14 protein-coding genes are annotated in these 15,875 nt (G+C 44.0%); 5 read left to right on the top strand and 9 right to left on the bottom strand.

All coding sequences use genetic code 11. The features are described 5' to 3' along the window. Window positions 1-91 precede the first annotated feature (91 nt). The gene (gene argR / locus MHN79_RS18145; protein WP_114787796.1) at window positions 92-562 is read right to left on the bottom strand and encodes a transcriptional regulator ArgR; all 471 of its coding nucleotides are present in this window, start codon (window positions 560-562) and stop codon (window positions 92-94) included. 329 nt (window positions 563-891) lie between these two features. Here argR and mdh point away from each other — a divergent pair, with 329 nt between their 5' ends. Beyond that, window positions 892-1,824, top strand: a complete 933-nt coding sequence (gene mdh / locus MHN79_RS18140) for a malate dehydrogenase (RefSeq protein ID WP_239174048.1) — start codon at window positions 892-894, stop codon at window positions 1,822-1,824. Between the two features lie 99 nt (window positions 1,825-1,923). Then, on the top strand, window positions 1,924-2,115 hold the full coding sequence (locus tag MHN79_RS18135; RefSeq protein WP_239174046.1) for a hypothetical protein: 192 nt from the start codon (window positions 1,924-1,926) through the stop codon (window positions 2,113-2,115). A 35-nt stretch (window positions 2,116-2,150) separates the two neighbouring features. On the opposite strand, the gene MHN79_RS18130 is transcribed toward MHN79_RS18135, so the two are convergent. The 5 genes from MHN79_RS18130 to MHN79_RS18110 form a co-directional block, all read right to left on the bottom strand. Next, on the bottom strand, window positions 2,151-2,540 hold the full coding sequence (locus MHN79_RS18130) for a RidA family protein (RefSeq protein ID WP_239174044.1): 390 nt from the start codon (window positions 2,538-2,540) through the stop codon (window positions 2,151-2,153). A 128-nt stretch (window positions 2,541-2,668) separates the two neighbouring features. After that, entirely contained in the window at window positions 2,669-3,130 is a 462-nt protein-coding gene (gene pyrI, locus MHN79_RS18125; protein ID WP_114787800.1) for an aspartate carbamoyltransferase regulatory subunit, read from the bottom strand. 14 nt (window positions 3,131-3,144) lie between these two features. Beyond that, window positions 3,145-4,074 (bottom strand): aspartate carbamoyltransferase, encoded by a 930-nt coding sequence (gene pyrB / locus MHN79_RS18120; RefSeq protein WP_239174042.1) that lies wholly within the window; start codon window positions 4,072-4,074, stop codon window positions 3,145-3,147. Window positions 4,075-4,321: 247 nt separating this feature from the next. Beyond that, on the bottom strand, window positions 4,322-5,326 hold the full coding sequence (gene argF, locus MHN79_RS18115; RefSeq protein WP_239174040.1) for an ornithine carbamoyltransferase: 1,005 nt from the start codon (window positions 5,324-5,326) through the stop codon (window positions 4,322-4,324). A gap of 102 nt (window positions 5,327-5,428) precedes the next feature. Continuing rightward, entirely contained in the window at window positions 5,429-6,805 is a 1,377-nt protein-coding gene (locus MHN79_RS18110) for a PhoH family protein (protein WP_239174038.1), read from the bottom strand. Window positions 6,806-7,277: 472 nt separating this feature from the next. Here MHN79_RS18110 and rapA point away from each other — a divergent pair, with 472 nt between their 5' ends. Further along, window positions 7,278-10,187: an RNA polymerase-associated protein RapA gene (gene rapA, locus MHN79_RS18105; protein ID WP_239174036.1), complete on the top strand. Its 2,910-nt coding sequence runs from the start codon at window positions 7,278-7,280 to the stop codon at window positions 10,185-10,187. A gap of 83 nt (window positions 10,188-10,270) precedes the next feature. On the opposite strand, the gene MHN79_RS18100 is transcribed toward rapA, so the two are convergent. Beyond that, on the bottom strand, window positions 10,271-11,542 hold the full coding sequence (locus MHN79_RS18100; protein ID WP_239174034.1) for a divalent metal cation transporter: 1,272 nt from the start codon (window positions 11,540-11,542) through the stop codon (window positions 10,271-10,273). 306 nt (window positions 11,543-11,848) lie between these two features. Continuing rightward, complete coding sequence (locus MHN79_RS18095; RefSeq protein WP_239174032.1) at window positions 11,849-13,120, bottom strand: divalent metal cation transporter; 1,272 nt, start codon at window positions 13,118-13,120, stop codon at window positions 11,849-11,851. Between the two features lie 178 nt (window positions 13,121-13,298). Here MHN79_RS18095 and MHN79_RS18090 point away from each other — a divergent pair, with 178 nt between their 5' ends. Continuing rightward, on the top strand, window positions 13,299-14,036 hold the full coding sequence (locus tag MHN79_RS18090; protein ID WP_239174030.1) for a pseudouridine synthase: 738 nt from the start codon (window positions 13,299-13,301) through the stop codon (window positions 14,034-14,036). Window positions 14,037-14,073: 37 nt separating this feature from the next. Continuing rightward, on the top strand, window positions 14,074-15,051 hold the full coding sequence (locus MHN79_RS18085) for a D-2-hydroxyacid dehydrogenase (RefSeq protein ID WP_239174028.1): 978 nt from the start codon (window positions 14,074-14,076) through the stop codon (window positions 15,049-15,051). Between the two features lie 3 nt (window positions 15,052-15,054). On the opposite strand, the gene MHN79_RS18080 is transcribed toward MHN79_RS18085, so the two are convergent. Continuing rightward, window positions 15,055-15,771 carry a transporter substrate-binding domain-containing protein gene (locus tag MHN79_RS18080; RefSeq protein ID WP_239174026.1) on the bottom strand — a complete coding sequence of 239 codons (717 nt, stop codon included), beginning with the start codon at window positions 15,769-15,771 and terminating at the stop codon, window positions 15,055-15,057. Window positions 15,772-15,875: the final 104 nt, after the last annotated feature.

Below are 15,875 nucleotides of genomic sequence, written 5' to 3'. Positions count from 1 at the left end.
TCAAATGGCGCTGGAGGATTTTTTAAAGATGTGATTCGAGTCACACCAATGATGTGTATTTGTGACTCATAACACTGAAGTATACCTAGCGTCATCCGGCATATTCAAATAGCTCGCAAACAGACTGAAATAGTTGTTCAGTTGTAATATTAAGCGTTGGAGTGATAAAAATCGTGTCATCTCCGGCGACGACACCTAAGATACCTTCAGACTTACCAAGAGAATCGAGCAGGCGAGCGATTAATTGAGCAGCCCCAGGTCCAGTATGTATCACCACTAATGCCGCGTTGTGATCTATATCTAACACCAGTTCACGCAATGAACTAGAAACCGTTGGGACTCCGAGCTCCGCTGGCAAACAGTAAACCATTTCCATTTTTGCATTTCGCGTACGTACTGCTCCAAACTTGGTTAACATACGAGACACTTTAGACTGATTTATATTTTCAAAACCCTCATTTTTGAGTGCTTCTACAATATCTCCTTGTGAACCAAAACGTTCTTCCTTTAGTAGGGCTTTAAAGGCTCGAACGAGATTATCTTGTTTTTCTGAGTGGCGCATGTTTTTTCCAGCCATAGTTATTATTAAGATTGAGTGCATATTCTCGCATAGGTATTCACATCCTGCCAATCATGAGGCTCAATTCTGCCTGATCTATCACTGTAAACTTAGATGGTTTACAGTCTGTAGTCGTTGATAAAATGGCGCAGAGTTTTTCAATGACTAATGACTTGCGAACGCTTGTGATAACTGGCTATAAGTGTGTTGCGCAAGGTCGCAAAGCTGGCGTTAATTGATTGTAATCAGTATGTGATTGCTATAGCTTTGGACAGCGTTGATTTAAAGCATCTCAAGAAATAAAAAGAGATACCATCTCAAGGAGAACTACGATGAAAGTAGCCGTAATTGGTGCCGCTGGTGGCATCGGTCAAGCCCTAGCCCTATTACTGAAAAATCACCTACCTGCTGGTTCAGATCTTGCTCTGTATGATATTGCTCCTGTAACGCCTGGCGTAGCAGCGGACTTAAGCCATATCCCCACACCTGTATCTATTAAAGGGTATTCAGGTGAAGATCCAACTCCAGCGCTTGAAAGTGCGGATATTGTGTTGATCTCTGCTGGTGTGGCTCGTAAACCAGGAATGGATCGCGCTGACCTGTTTAATGTCAATGCAGGTATTGTTAAATCATTGGCTGAAAAAATTGCCAAAGTTTGTCCTAAAGCTATGGTTGGCATTATTACTAACCCGGTTAACACTACTGTGCCAATTGCTGCGGAAGTTTTGAAAAAAGCTGGCGTTTATGACAAGCGTCGTTTGTTTGGTGTGACAACACTTGATGTTATTCGCTCTGAAACATTTGTTGCTGAGCTTAAAGGTAAATCTCCGGCAGATATTCAAGTTCCTGTGATTGGTGGACATTCAGGTGTTACCATTTTGCCTCTTCTTTCGCAGGTGAAAGGTGTTGAATTTAGCTCTGATGAAGTCGCAGCGTTAACAAAACGTATTCAAAATGCGGGTACAGAAGTAGTTGAAGCTAAAGCTGGTGGCGGCTCAGCGACTCTTTCCATGGGGCAAGCAGCATGTCGATTCGGTCTTTCACTTGTTAGAGCGCTTCAGGGTGAAGAAGTGATTGATTATGCTTACGTTGAAGGCAATGGTGAGCATGCTCCATTCTTTGCTCAGCCGGTCAAACTGGGCAAAAATGGTGTGGAAGAAGTATTGAGTTATGGTGAGCTAAGTGCATTCGAAAAAGACGCACTTGATGGAATGCTTGATACACTAAATGGCGATATTAAAATCGGCGTTGACTTTGCCCAATAACAAAAACCTGTTTTAGATTAAAAGCCGACAATTTGTCGGCTTTTTTGATCCTTTTTGTTGATCGGAATGTATAAATTTTGGTAGCTAAGGAGTGAAAGAATGGATATAAACGAAATCGAGAAAGGCATGCTGGTAGGGTTTGAGCAAGGTGTTGGCAAAATTCTAGCGATTGATGTACAAAACAACACTGTACTGTTGGAAGAAAGGGTGTCTCGCCATCAATTCTCCGCAGAGGTCAGCGAGCTGATGGATGATCCACAACTTCACATAGGCTGTGATAAGTATTACTAGAAAGCGAGCTAATCAGCTCGCTTTTTTTAGTTTGACTATTTTCTGACCGCGATCGCTTCAATCTCAATACCGACATCTTTAGGCAAGCGAGCCACTTCAACGCATGAACGAGCTGGGTAGTTAGCGACGTCATGGTCGTCGAAAAACTTCCCGTAAACTTCGTTTACTGTCGCAAAATCATTAAGGTCTTTAACAAATACCGTCATTTTCACAATATCTGAAACAGACAAACCAGACGCTTGTACCACAGCTTTGACATTGTTGAGTGATTGCAGAGCTTGCTCAGCGATATTTGATGAGACGTCGCCAGTCTCAGGGTTTACAGGGATTTGGCCGGAAGTAAGAACCATGTTACCTAAATCAACCCCTTGGACATATGGGCCTATTGCAGCAGGAGCTGAATCTGTATGTAGTACTTTAGTCATTATTGCATTCCACCTGTGAGGAGTGTTTTGTTATTAGAAAAACTCAGTCTGCCGCGAAACTGGAGTGGGGTAAAGAAAAATCCCCGCTAAAACAAGCAGGGATGTGAGATGATGACAAAGTCACCCAATTATCGTTCAGTGACTATCTCTCGAGCAAAGACTTTCTCGCAATACTTACATTTAAGACGAATATCTTGTTTCTTTTCAAAAACCTTAAAGCTGCTTTCCACAGGCTCATTATGAGTAATGCAGTTACTGTTTGGGCATTCGAAGACATTGTTTATTTGCTCGGGTAAATCGAGCGCCAATTTCTTAACCACCTCATAGTTTTCAATTTGGTTCACTGTTGCGTGCGGAGCATACAATGCCAGTTTACTGGCTTGCTCTTCGCTGATAAAAACGTTTTCTATCTTAAGTAGGTCTTTGTGACCAAGCGCTGAGGAAGGTAAGTTAAGCCCTATGGTGACGCGTTGCTCTGACTTATGCATAGAAAAAAGTTTGAGGACCTTAATTCCTATTTGAGCTGGAATATGGTCAATTACCGTACCATTTTTAATTGCTTCAACCTGCAATTGAGTTTCTTTTGCCATGATAGTTCTCCCGATTACAGTTGTTGGTTAAGGACAAGAGCGAGCAGTGCTTCACGAGCATAAACGCCATTTTCCGCTTGTTCGAAATAGTAAGCGTGAGGCGTCTTATCGACATCCACTGTAATTTCATCAACCCGTGGCAGTGGATGTAGGACTTTTAGGTTACTCCGTGCGCCTTCGAGTAATGCACTCGTCAGAATATACGCAGATTTGATATGCGCGTATTCTGATTCATCAAAGCGCTCTTTTTGCACTCGAGTCATATATAAAATATCCAGCTCAGGGATCACGCTTTCCATATCGGTATGCATGCTGTACTGAATCCCCGCTTCGTCGAGTTCTTCGCAGATATAATCTGGCATTGCTAAAGCTTCAGGCGCAATGAAGTAGAATCGAATATGGTTGAATTTTGCTAAAGCTTGCGTGAGAGAGTGCACAGTACGACCGTATTTAAGATCGCCCACAAAGGCAACATTAAGGTTGTCTAGTTTGCCTTGGGTTTCTGCTATCGAGAATAAATCCAGTAAGGTTTGAGTTGGGTGCTGGTTTGCGCCGTCGCCTGCGTTAATGACGGGCACGCGATTGGAAAACTCTGAAGCCAAGCGAGCCGCCCCCTCTTGTGGATGGCGCATGACAAATGCATCCACATAAGACGAAATGACTTGCACTGAGTCTGATAGTGTTTCGCCTTTTTTGGCCAAGGAGGTATTCCCGCCGTTGTCGAAGCCTATTACACTGCCGCCTATACGTTGAATTGCCGTTTCAAAAGAGAGGCGAGTCCGTGTTGATGGCTCAAAGAAACAGCTTGCGATCACCTTATCTTTAATCAGTGTTGGATTCGGCTCTGCTTTGAGTTGACCTGCGGTTTTGACAATCAGTTCCAGCTCGTTTCGAGACAGTTCTGGAATTGAGATAATGTGCTTGTTGTAAAGCGTATTGGTCATAATCATCGTCCCATCTGTATGTTAGGCAATAAAAAAGCCCCCTATAAAGGAGGCTTTAAAAATCGATGGAAATAGTAAAAAAACCAAGCCAGTAAGCATTGGGGCTTACCCTGTGCAAATCGCTTTGTTGAGCACCTTTACGTGGCATTTGGTCACTACCTCCAGACAAATTGCACAGTATTATACGCTGAAGATTGACCAACGCAAGCGTTTACGTCGAACCTTGATGGTGCAAACTTTGTTGAAACTAAGCGCCTAGTGTGGCGACCATCACAGCCTTGATGGTGTGCATGCGATTTTCAGCCTCATCAAAGACGATTGAATACTTAGACTCAAACACGTCTTCAGTGACCTCAAGTCCACTCATGCCATACTTGTCTGCCACCTCTTTACCTATCTTGGTTTCATCGTTATGAAAAGCCGGTAAACAATGCATAAACTTCACATCTGGGTTACCTGTTTTCTCGATTGTTTCCATGTTGACTTGATAAGGTTTCATTTGTGCAACTCTAGTATCCCAAGACTCGGGGGATTCTCCCATAGACACCCAAACATCGGTATAGAGAAAATCACAGCCTTTGACGCCTTCATCAACACTTTCTGTCAGCGTGATAGTTGCACCTGTTTGCTTAGCGATATGCTGGCAGGTTTCCACCAGTGCATGCTCTGGCCAATAATCTTTAGGCGCAACAAGTCTAATATTCATGCCCATTTTCGCCGCGCCGACAAGTAAAGAATTGCCCATGTTATTGCGCGCATCGCCCAGATACGCAAAGGTAATTTCATTTAGTTGTTTGCCGTTACCATATTCTATCATGGTCAACAAGTCGGCGAGAATTTGGGTTGGGTGAAATTCATTAGTCAAACCATTCCATACAGGGACACCGGCGTATTGTCCTAATTCTTCAACAATGCTTTGTTCAAATCCACGATATTCAATGCCGTCGTACATTCGTCCTAACACCCTTGCGGTATCTTTCATCGACTCTTTATGACCAATTTGAGAACCTGAGGGGCCAATGTAAGACACTTGTGCGCCTTGATCAAAAGCCGCGACTTCAAATGCACAGCGGGTTCGAGTCGATGCTTTTTCAAAGATCAAAGCGATATTTTTTCCGCACAGCTTTTTCTGTTCAGTGCCTGAATACTTAGCGTTTTTTAGGTCCGCAGCCAAATCGATTAAGAATTGGATCTCTTTAGGCGAGAAGTCGAGTAGTTTAAGAAAATTCCTGTTGCGTAAATTGAAAGCCATGATAACCCCAGAGTCTTGTGTTGTTAGGGTTATTTATAACTAAATATGTTTTATTTGTGAATAATTATTTGCGGGATATGGTAAATATCCCGCGATATGAGGTTATAAATTCTCTTCTGCAAACTCGGCCAAGCGACTTCGAACCACACCATTTAGATGAACATTGGCGCTGCCTTCAAAGTTTTTGAAGCGCTCAACCATGTAGGTCAGTCCTGAAGTGACAGGGGTTAAGTAGTGAGAATCGATTTGCGCTAGGTTACCCGAGCAGACAATTTTTGTTCCTTCACCGCAACGGGTAATGATGGTTTTAATTTGCGAGGCCGTTAAGTTCTGACACTCATCAAGCAGCACAAAAGCGTTTTGGATCGATCGCCCGCGCATAAAGTTGATCGATTTAAACTGAATGTTAGCTTTATCACAGATGTACTTCAAAGAGCCTTCAGTGCAGTGATCATTTTTGTGCAAGGCTTCAAGCGTGTCGGTTACGGCGGCAAGCCAAGGCAACATTTTCTCTTCTTCTGAGCCTGGTAAAAAGCCAATCGATTCGCCAATATCGGGTGTATTTCGAGTGACAATGATTTTATCAAACATACCATTTTCTATGGTTTGCTCGAGAGCGGAAGCCATTGCGAGCAAGGTTTTACCACTACCAGCAGCTCCAGTCATAATAACCAGATCAATTTCAGGATCCAAAAGGGCATCTAACGCCATACCTTGATAAATATTCTTAGGTGTGATGTCCCAAGCACGGCGATTCATCATTCGCTCTCGGCTAAGATCTTTTAAGGTGATCTTATCTGGCTTGATATCTTCGACTCGCCCCGCAAAGTCACTGCCTTCGTCGATGACATACTGATTGATATAAGTAGGCTCAAAAGGTTCACGATCAAGAGTGTGATAAGTATTACCTGCATAGGTTTTACTTTCGACTTGGTCAACGTTATGCCAGAACTCTCCCTCGATTTGTTGGAACCCCTTAGTGAGATATTGAACATCATCAATCAGTTGATCGGTGCGGTAGTCTTCAACAAAACGTACCCCAGCGCCTTTGGCACGCAAGCGCATGTTGATATCTTTCGTGATGAGAATCACTTCGCGCGGCGCACGTTTGTTCTGTAAGTACAAAACCGCATTGAGAATGCGGTTGTCGCCTGCCTTGTCGGCAAACGCTTTTACCGTTTCTTGCAACTCGAAATCGGCAAGAATTGAGATATGTCCTGTATGCTCTTTATCTCGATTGATTGGAATGCCCTCTGAAATTTCATCAGGGGTTGCGTCTTTGAACATGGCTTCCATAGCTCGAATCGCGACACGAGCATCGCGAGCAACGTCGCGCTTGCTGTCTTTGATTCGATCTAGTTCTTCGAGGACTGTCATAGGTATGACTACATCGTGCTCTTGAAAGGAATAAATAGCTAAAGGTTCGTGAAGAAGGATGTTGGTGTCTAGGACAAAAAGTTTCCGATCCGTGTCACCCATAAGCGTCTCCTTGCCGAGATACGGCTGATTTGCCAATCACAATCGCTCGTGTTTTGGCTTACTTGCCTTGGCTTGTAGCATGACGCTAAGTCGCTTGTGGATCTCTGTCGGTTAGCTGTTATGCTACAAACCCGTATTGATCGTCATGTCAGTAATGCATCTCTTGTGCCAGTCGGAAAATTGACGCCAAAATTTGCACTCCCAACTATGAGTATAAGTGAGATCTGCGGCTCTCCCTTCCAGAACTGCCACTCTTTTCTTACAGTTTGATGTCATGCAAAAGATGGAGAAAAAATTGTTGTTTTTTGAGGTGTTTGTACGTGACCAACATCACAGCTTGGAGTAATATTAGCGACCTTTTTTGCGTACTTTCTGATTATATGATTCTCCTGCCATCAGGCTGTCATGTTGCGCAAGAATAACTAAGATAATGAGACCCAATTTTGAATTCAACAGGTGAGGTAGTCGATTCATGACATTTGCTTTGGGCCAGCGCTGGATAAGCGATACGGAAAGCGATTTAGGTTTAGGAACTGTAGTTGCATTGGACAATCGTACTGTGACACTAATGTTTGCAGCGTCCGAAGAAAACCGAGTTTACTCTCGTAACGATGCGCCTGTTACTCGTGTCACTTTCAACACGGGTGATCTTGTAGATAGTCAGGAAGGATGGTCACTTAAAGTTGAGCAGGTTGTGGAGGAGCAGGGGCTCTTTACTTACATAGGAACCCGTGAAGATACCGATGAACATGACGTCACTTTACGTGAAATTATGCTTAGCAACCAAATTCGATTTAATAAACCGCAAGATAAATTGTTCGCCGGCCAAATCGATCGAATGGACAATTTCGTACTGCGCTATCGAGCGCTAGTGAATCAATACCAGCAACATAAGAGTCCAATGCGTGGTTTGTGTGGTATGCGAGCTGGTTTGATTCCGCATCAACTTTACATTGCTCATGAAGTTGGCCGCCGACACGCCCCGCGCGTACTCCTCGCCGATGAAGTCGGTCTAGGTAAAACTATTGAAGCTGGCATGATCATCCACCAGCAAGTGTTGGCTGGTCGTGCTGAGCGCATTCTGATTGTGGTTCCAGAAACTTTGCAGCATCAATGGTTAGTGGAAATGATGCGCCGATTTAATCTGCATTTTTCTATTTTTGATGAAGAACGTTGCATAGAAGCGTTTGCCGATGCCGACAACCCGTTTGATACCCAGCAATATGTTTTGTGTTCTTTGGACTTTCTTCGTAAAAGCCGCAAACGTTTTGAGCAGGCTTTGGAAGGTGAATGGGATTTATTGGTGGTTGATGAAGCGCACCATCTTGAGTGGAGTCCGGAAAAACCGAGTCGGGAATACCAAATCATTGAGGGTTTGGCTGAAAATACCCCAGGTGTGCTGCTGCTGACCGCAACACCAGAGCAACTTGGCCGAGAAAGCCATTTTGCCCGTCTACGTTTGCTCGACTCTGATCGCTTTTATGACTACCAAGCCTTTGTTGAAGAAGAAGAGCAATATGCGCCGGTTGCAGATTCAGTCAGCGCCTTGTTTTCTGGTGAGTCTTTATCTAACGATGCCAAAAATCAAATCACTGAGCTGCTGACAGAGCAAGATGTTGAACCCTTATTTCGCATTATAGAAAATGACTCGCAGGAAGTGGAAAAAGCCAAAGCTCGTCAGGAATTGATTGATAATCTGATGGACCGTCACGGGACGGGGCGTGTTTTATTTCGTAATACTCGCGCGGCGATTAAAGGTTTTCCAGTTCGTAATCTTCATATGTTACCTATGCCGATCCCTTCTCAGTACGCCACGTCGATGCGTGTTTCTGGTTTAATTGGTGGCAAGATTAGCCAAGAAGCCCGCGCGTTAAAAAACCTCTACCCTGAAGAAATCTTTCAAGAATTTGAGGGTGATGAAGCCAGCTGGTGGCAGTTTGACTCACGCGTGAATTGGCTGATCGAAAAAATTAAGCAAAAGCGCAGTGAAAAGATCTTGGTGATTGCGTCGCGCTCTACAACTGCATTGCAATTAGAGCAAGCTTTGCGCGAGCGTGAAGGTATTCGTGCTACGGTTTTCCATGAGGGTATGTCTATTCTTGAGCGAGATAAAGCGGCGGCTTATTTTGCACAGGAAGAAGGCGGCGCTCAGGTGCTGATTTGTAGTGAAATTGGCTCGGAAGGGCGTAACTTTCAGTTTGCAAATCAACTGGTAATGTTCGATTTACCATTCAACCCTGATCTTTTAGAGCAGCGCATTGGTCGTCTTGACCGTATTGGTCAAAACCGAGACATTGATATTCATGTTCCCTATCTAGAGCAAACCTCACAGGCTATTTTAGCCCGCTGGTTTAACGAAGGTTTGAATGCATTTGCTGATACCTGCCCAACCGGTCGAGCGGTTTATGATGAGTTCTCTGGCCGTTTAATTGAAATGTTGGCCACAGGCGATACCACAGAACTCGATGACGTGATTGCCCAATCGGCAGCCATGAATCAAACTTTGAAAGCGCAGCTTGAACAAGGCCGAGATCGCTTGCTTGAAATGCACTCAAATGGCGGTGAGAAGGCGCAGGAAATTGTTGAAAGTATTGCGGCAACCGATGGCGATACCAATTTGGTCACCTTTGCTTTAAGCCTGTTTGATACTATCGGTCTGAATCAGGACGATAAAGGTGAGAACGCCATAGTGGTCACACCATCGGAACATATGATGGTGCCAAGTTATCCAGGGCTGCCTTACGAAGGCGCGACCATCACTTTTGACCGTAATACGGCTTTATCTCGCGAAGATATGAACTTCATCAGTTGGGAACACCCAATGATTCAAGGAGGCATCGATCTTCTGATGAGTGAAGGAGTAGGCACAGCTGCGGTTTCTTTGCTTAAGAACAAGGCATTGCCAGTTGGCACCATGCTGCTTGAGCTGGTTTACAAAGTGGATGCACAAGCGCCCAAGCGCAGCGGTATTAGCCGGTTTTTGCCTGCCACCCCAATTCGCCTTATGTTAGACGGTAAAGGCAGCGATTTGTCTGAGCAGGTTGAGTTTGAAAGCTTTAACCGCCAGCTTAGCCCTGTAGGGCGCCATATGGCGACCAAATTGGTGTCATCGGTTCAGCCACAAGTGCATCAAATGATCACAGCGGGCGAAGGTCTGATCATGGATAAAGTCGCTGCTGTGCGCGAGCAGGCGCAGCTTGATATGAAAGCCAGTCTAAATACAGAGCTGGAGCGCTTACAAGCACTCAAAGCGGTCAACCCAAATATCCGTGATGAGGAATTAAGTGCAATTGAGCAGCAGATAAGCCAATTAGATAGCTACATTGCTACAGCTCAATATCAGCTGGACTCATTGCGCTTAATTGTCGTCTCTCATAACTAAGCGTTCTTTGTGTAAACAAGACAAGTAGAAAAAGGCCTGATGTCGATGCTTAATCGCAGTCAGGCCTTTTTTATTTGATCCTGTTATACCAACCAGTTCCACCAAAAGAAGACCGCCAAAAAGCCAAATAAATAGATAAGCCCTAAGATAGAGAGCCATTTCATTGGTTTAGTCAGCGCAAGAGGTTTGGGCAATTTGGTGTGGGAGACAAGAATAAAGTTCAGTAGGGCAAAGAAGGGGGTGGTAATAAAGGCTAAGGTTAAGCTGACATAAAGCGCCGACAATACCGAAGAAAGCCAGAATAAAATTAGAGCCAGCGCCGCAAATGCAATCAAGATCATCCATATCACTGACGCCTTATGGCTGATTTCTTCGCGCTCTTGCAATAAACGCTGAGCTTCAGCAATCGCGCGTGAATAACCATCTATTACAGTAATTGTACTACCAAAGATGCAACAAAAGGCTACCGCTGCGATAAGATAGTAGGCCCACTGCCCAATTTTTGATGTATAACCTTCAATCAATTGATTAGAAAACTCAACGCCGGATTGAGAAAATTCCAGTCCGCTGCCATAAAACACCAAAACGCCAAGCGCTACAAAGGCTAGCGCTAACAGCACAGTAGCTACATAGTGAACATTAAAATCAAACAAAGCGGTTTGAGCGCTGACCTTATATTTAGATTGTTGTTCTTTTAGCCATACTGAAGTTACGCTGGATATTTCTATTGGCGCAGGCATCCATACCATGGCAGCGATAATAAAACCTATCGCAGCAGTAGACCAAGGCGTTGTTTCTTGTATAGGAGTAGGGTTATCTAGAGTTTGAGTTGCCGCGATAGCGAGCGCGGCGATTAGCGTCACTACCAGAATCAGCATAATCACCTTTGAAATATTATTAAGCACACCATAGCGGCGACAAAACAGCGCAAGTAGGCACACGGCCACTATGACCATGGCTAAGCTTTTTAATGATAATGCAAAAGGTAAAAAGTGACCGAGTAGATTGGCACTAAATAACAGTAAAGCAGAGGCAGTCACTATGCCAGAGATAGTGCATACGCTTAAAAATAACCAAAGAAATGCTTGGCCAAGCTTGGCGTAGCCTTCGACTAAACTTTCACCAGTTGCTGCGGTATATTGGATACTGGCGCGAAAAAAGGGGTATTTTAGAATATTGACCAGCAAGATAACTATCGCGATTTGCCAGCCATAGGTGGCGCCAGCTTGGGTAGACGCGACCAGATGAGAGCCACCCACTGCAGCGGTTGCCATCATAATACCTGGACCTGTTGAGCGCGCCAGTTGCAGCAAAGATAATTTGCTGCAACTGTCTGATGTGGAGATAGTATCCATATAAAACCTAGGGTAAAACCTTGTGTTACTTCAATAAATTGCCGTACGAATATCATATTCCACTGGTGTGTTAAAACTCATTTACATAGAAAAAACCAAATAAGATTTTAATATGTAAGTTTCATCACACATGCAGCTGAAATATGCTGTTGTTATTATTACTAATGTGTCGTTTTTTTGAGTACTTATAATAGGTGTTACAAACAAAAAACCATCTTAAACTGGGTTTAAGATGGCTAAGTGCGGCATGATTGTATTTAGATGCTGCGCTGCTAGCGCCTACTCATTACTTGCCTTTTTATTAATCTACAGCAACCACTTCCACCAGAAGAAGACGGCTAAAAAGCTAAATAAATAAATAAGGCCTATAATCGATAGCCACTTCATCGGCTTGCTTAAAGCCAAAGGCTTGGGTAGGTCTGTTTTCGATACAAGAATATAATTTAGTAAGGCAAAAAATGGCGTGGTAATAAATGCCAGAGTCATGGCGAAATCAAGCATGGGTAGCAATGTTGAGGCCCAAAAGAAGATAATAGCAAGCGCTGCCAATGAAATGGCTATCGTCCATATTATGGTTACTTTGGGATTGATTTCTGTTTTGTCTTGCAATAGGCGCTGCGACTCAGAAATAGTACGTGCATAGCCATCAATTGCTGTGATTGTGCTGCCAAAGATACAAAGAAAAGCGACAGTTGCGATAAGGTAGCGTGACCACTCACCAATGGTAGAGGTATATAAATTGACTAATTGATGGGTAAAGCCTAGGCCTGATTGTGAAAACTCAGTATTGGTGCCATGCAGTACTAAGGCACCAAGGGCGAGAAAGACAATCGCCAATAGCGCGGTACCTATATAGCCGACATTAAAATCAAATAGAGCCGATTGAGCCGTAACTTTACTTTGGCGCTGCTGGCTCTTTAACCATATTGACGTCATGCTTGAGATTTCAATAGCCGTGGGCATCCAGCCCATAGTGATTACCAAAAAACCAATTGCGGCAATTGACCAAGGTGAGGGTTCTATGAAAGTTGGGGAAACGTCGACGGGGTTATTTGCTGCAACGAATACCGCTGCAATCGTCGTCACTGACAGCAGAAGCATGATTGCTTTGGAAACAGTGTTGAGCGCTCTGTAATGACCCAAAAGCAAAATTAAAATACATGCGGCCAAAACCGCAACACACAATACAGTTATTGGTAGCTCAAGAGGAATAAAATAAGCTAATAAGCTGGCACTAAAGAGAAGTAGTGCGGCAGTATTAATAATACCAGCGATCACACACAAGCCACTAAAGAGCCACACATAGGCATGACCAAGTTTGGCGTAGCCTTCTACAATACTTTCACCTGTACCGACCGTATACTGAACGCTGGCACGAAAAAAAGGGTATTTTAGCAGGTTTACCAGTAGAATTAACGCAACAAGTTGCCAGCCATAGATGGCGCCAGCTTTTGTTGAGGCCACTAAATGAGAACCTCCAATGGCAATCGTTGCCATCATAATACCTGGGCCGAGTGAACGGGTGAGTCGCGACAAAGAAAACTTGCTGCGACTCTCTGATGTGGAGATAGTATCCATAAAATTCCTAGGGTAAAAACCTTGTGTTGCCTACATATTGGGGCGTACGAATATCACATCTTGTAGGTAGGTTAAAACTTGTTTACATTGAAAAAATAAAATAAGACTTTAATATGTTTAATTCATCACATAGATGCTTTGTTATGGTGTTTTATTTGTTATTTAAATGAGGGTATTTATGGCGATGCAGCATTATTGTCCGCCGACCAAGCCTTGGATAGATTGTGTATTTGAAGACCAAGATCTTATCATAGTACATAAGCCTTCAGGGCTATTGTCTGTGCCTGGGCGTGACAAAGCGCATTATGATAGTATGTGGAGCCGCTTAATAGACAGCCACCCTGATTGTCAGCCAGTCCATCGACTGGATATGTGCACATCCGGCATTATGTTGTTTGCCAAGAATAAAGCAGCGGAATCGGCACTTAAAAAGCAATTTCAATTTCGTCTTACCCATAAAGTGTATTACGCGCGAGTCTGGGGAGAGCTAGAACAGCGACAAGGCCTAATAGACTTACCTCTTATCTGTGACTGGCCAAATAGACCAAGACAAAAAGTGTGTTATGAGCAGGGTAAAGCCTCACAAACTGAGTTTGAAGTGGTTAAGCGTGAAAAAGGCACCACGATTGTGCGTTTGTTGCCTATTACTGGGCGCTCACATCAATTGCGTGTTCATATGCAAGCATTAGGTTATCCTATTGTCGGCGATGAATTTTACGCTCAAGGCGAAGCCTTTGAAAACTTTGAACGTTTGGGATTACATGCAGCTGAGTTAAGTTTTTATCATCCTAAGGATAATAAACTGCGCTGTATTTTCACCGCTTGTGACTTTTACCCGCAGGCTGTCCCTGTTATTCAAAGCATTTTTGAGCCTGTCGACACCTTGCCTGATTATAAAACCTTACCACACTTGTGATGTATCTTATGTTCAACCCCTATTGATAGGAGAGTTTATGTTGCAGAATGTTGGGCTTGCCCCGAGTATTGTGTTTTTGGATCGAGCAACGATACCTGATCAAATCGACTATCCTTCGTTACCTTTTGAACACAAGTGGACGGATTATCCTAAGACGACCAAAGAACAAGTGGTTGAGCGTCTTCAAGGCGCCACGATTGCGATCACCAATAAGGTTGTGCTTGATAGAGAGAGTTTAAGCCAACTGCCTGACTTAAAGCTGATTGTGGTCGCCGCGACTGGCTTTAATCATATTGATGTGAGCTTTTGTAAGGAGCGAGGCATAGCGGTAACCAATGTTCAAGGATATTCGACCCCCTCAGTACCAGAACATGTAATTGCCATGATGTTTGCACTCAAACGTAACTTAAAAGGCTACCATAATGATATTGCGGCGGGAGAGTGGCAGCGTACGGATAATTTTTGTTTTTTCACTCACCCCATTAGTGATGTTGTCGGCAGCACACTTGGGGTGATTGGCGCCGGAGAAATTGGCCAAGCAACCGCTAATATCGCCAAGGCGCTGGGCATGAATATTGTGTTTGCCGAGCGTAAAGGCCAACAGGATTGTCGAGCCGGCTATTTACCCTTTGAGCAGGTGATTGAGATATCGGATGTTTTGACCCTACATTGCCCGTTAAATGAGCAGACTCGCAACATTATTGGCCGCGAAGAACTGATGGCAATGAAGCGCAGCGCCATATTGATCAATACGGGAAGGGGAGGTTTGGTTGATGAGGTCGCTTTAGTCGATGCGCTCAAACAAGGCGACATCGCTGGCGCTGGCGTAGATGTGCTTACCAAAGAGCCGCCTGATACTTCAAACCCTTTGATTGCCAATATGACTTTGCCAAACTTGCTTCTCACGCCACATGTGGCTTGGGGCAGCGAATCTTCTTTCCCTAAGATTGCCAAGATATTGATTGGTAACATCACAGCTTTTGTACAGGGCAGACAGCAAAACCGAATTGTGTAGCTTCTATTGTTGCTGACGTATTTTAATCAGACCTTGATTAAATACCGTTAGCAACTCTCTGCTGGTGTTATTTTGCTTGGAAAACATGACATAACCAAAATTGCTCAGAAATGGGGTCGGGTGATAGGTGATGTGACTTTGTACATCTGAAGATTGTTGCTCAAGGTTGTACAGGCCGATATGCCGCTCTTCAGGGTAAAGATCAATTCGCTTATGATAAAGGCGTAACAAGTTTTGGCTTGGCGTTTTTACCCGATTAATGCGCACAGCCTTAGACTCGATAAGAGCATCGAGCTCAGAACCATAGCTGTATCCAAGCCCTCCGCCCAACTCAAAGTTTTGTATGTCGGTTAGCGTTAGCCAATCAAAATCTAAATCTTTATGATGAAAGAAGACAAATTCCTCTTGAGAAACGGGCTCGCTAAAATAAAAATGCTCGGTTCTTTGCTCATCAAACATCCACACTGCAGTGGCGTGGTATTCGCCGTTCTTCGCTTTTTCATAAGCTCTTGCCCAAGGGTAAAAAGTGAATGTCACTTGGTAACCTTCGATAGCAAAAGCTTGTTTGATGGTTTGGGCGACGCTTCCATAACCTTCAAGCTCTTTTCCGATAAATGGAGGCCAGTTACCGACCGCGATCTTAACCATTTTCTCGGCTGCAAAGGCAAAGGGTGAAAGTAGGCTCTGTGCTAAGACGATTGTGGCTATCGACTTGAACAAACTATCTACCTCTAAACTTTTATGCTTTGTTTTAGTTTAGAGCATGAACAATAAGGCAGCAGGCTTTGTTATCTAGTTGCAGTATGCGAGAAATAGGGTGCTCG

It is taken from the genome of Vibrio sp. Of14-4 (genome assembly GCF_022347625.1).
Lineage (GTDB): Bacteria > Pseudomonadota > Gammaproteobacteria > Enterobacterales > Vibrionaceae > Vibrio > Vibrio pristinus.
Note: the sequence above shows the minus strand (reverse complement) of the source record. Positions and strands in the feature narration are given on the sequence as shown.

Bases quoted from the DNA above. Each gene is read 5' to 3' on its own strand.
- argR (WP_114787796.1), bottom strand. From the start codon at position 562: ATGCGCCACTCAGAAAAACAAGATAATCTCGTTCGAGCCTTTAAAGCC.
- mdh (WP_239174048.1), top strand. From the start codon at position 892: ATGAAAGTAGCCGTAATTGGTGCCGCTGGTGGCATCGGTCAAGCCCTA.
- MHN79_RS18135 (WP_239174046.1), top strand. From the start codon at position 1,924: ATGGATATAAACGAAATCGAGAAAGGCATGCTGGTAGGGTTTGAGCAA.
- MHN79_RS18130 (WP_239174044.1), bottom strand. From the start codon at position 2,540: ATGACTAAAGTACTACATACAGATTCAGCTCCTGCTGCAATAGGCCCA.
- pyrI (WP_114787800.1), bottom strand. From the start codon at position 3,130: ATGGCAAAAGAAACTCAATTGCAGGTTGAAGCAATTAAAAATGGTACG.
- pyrB (WP_239174042.1), bottom strand. From the start codon at position 4,074: ATGACCAATACGCTTTACAACAAGCACATTATCTCAATTCCAGAACTG.
- argF (WP_239174040.1), bottom strand. From the start codon at position 5,326: ATGGCTTTCAATTTACGCAACAGGAATTTTCTTAAACTACTCGACTTC.
- MHN79_RS18110 (WP_239174038.1), bottom strand. From the start codon at position 6,805: ATGGGTGACACGGATCGGAAACTTTTTGTCCTAGACACCAACATCCTT.
- rapA (WP_239174036.1), top strand. From the start codon at position 7,278: ATGACATTTGCTTTGGGCCAGCGCTGGATAAGCGATACGGAAAGCGAT.
- MHN79_RS18100 (WP_239174034.1), bottom strand. From the start codon at position 11,542: ATGGATACTATCTCCACATCAGACAGTTGCAGCAAATTATCTTTGCTG.
- MHN79_RS18095 (WP_239174032.1), bottom strand. From the start codon at position 13,120: ATGGATACTATCTCCACATCAGAGAGTCGCAGCAAGTTTTCTTTGTCG.
- MHN79_RS18090 (WP_239174030.1), top strand. From the start codon at position 13,299: ATGGCGATGCAGCATTATTGTCCGCCGACCAAGCCTTGGATAGATTGT.
- MHN79_RS18085 (WP_239174028.1), top strand. From the start codon at position 14,074: ATGTTGCAGAATGTTGGGCTTGCCCCGAGTATTGTGTTTTTGGATCGA.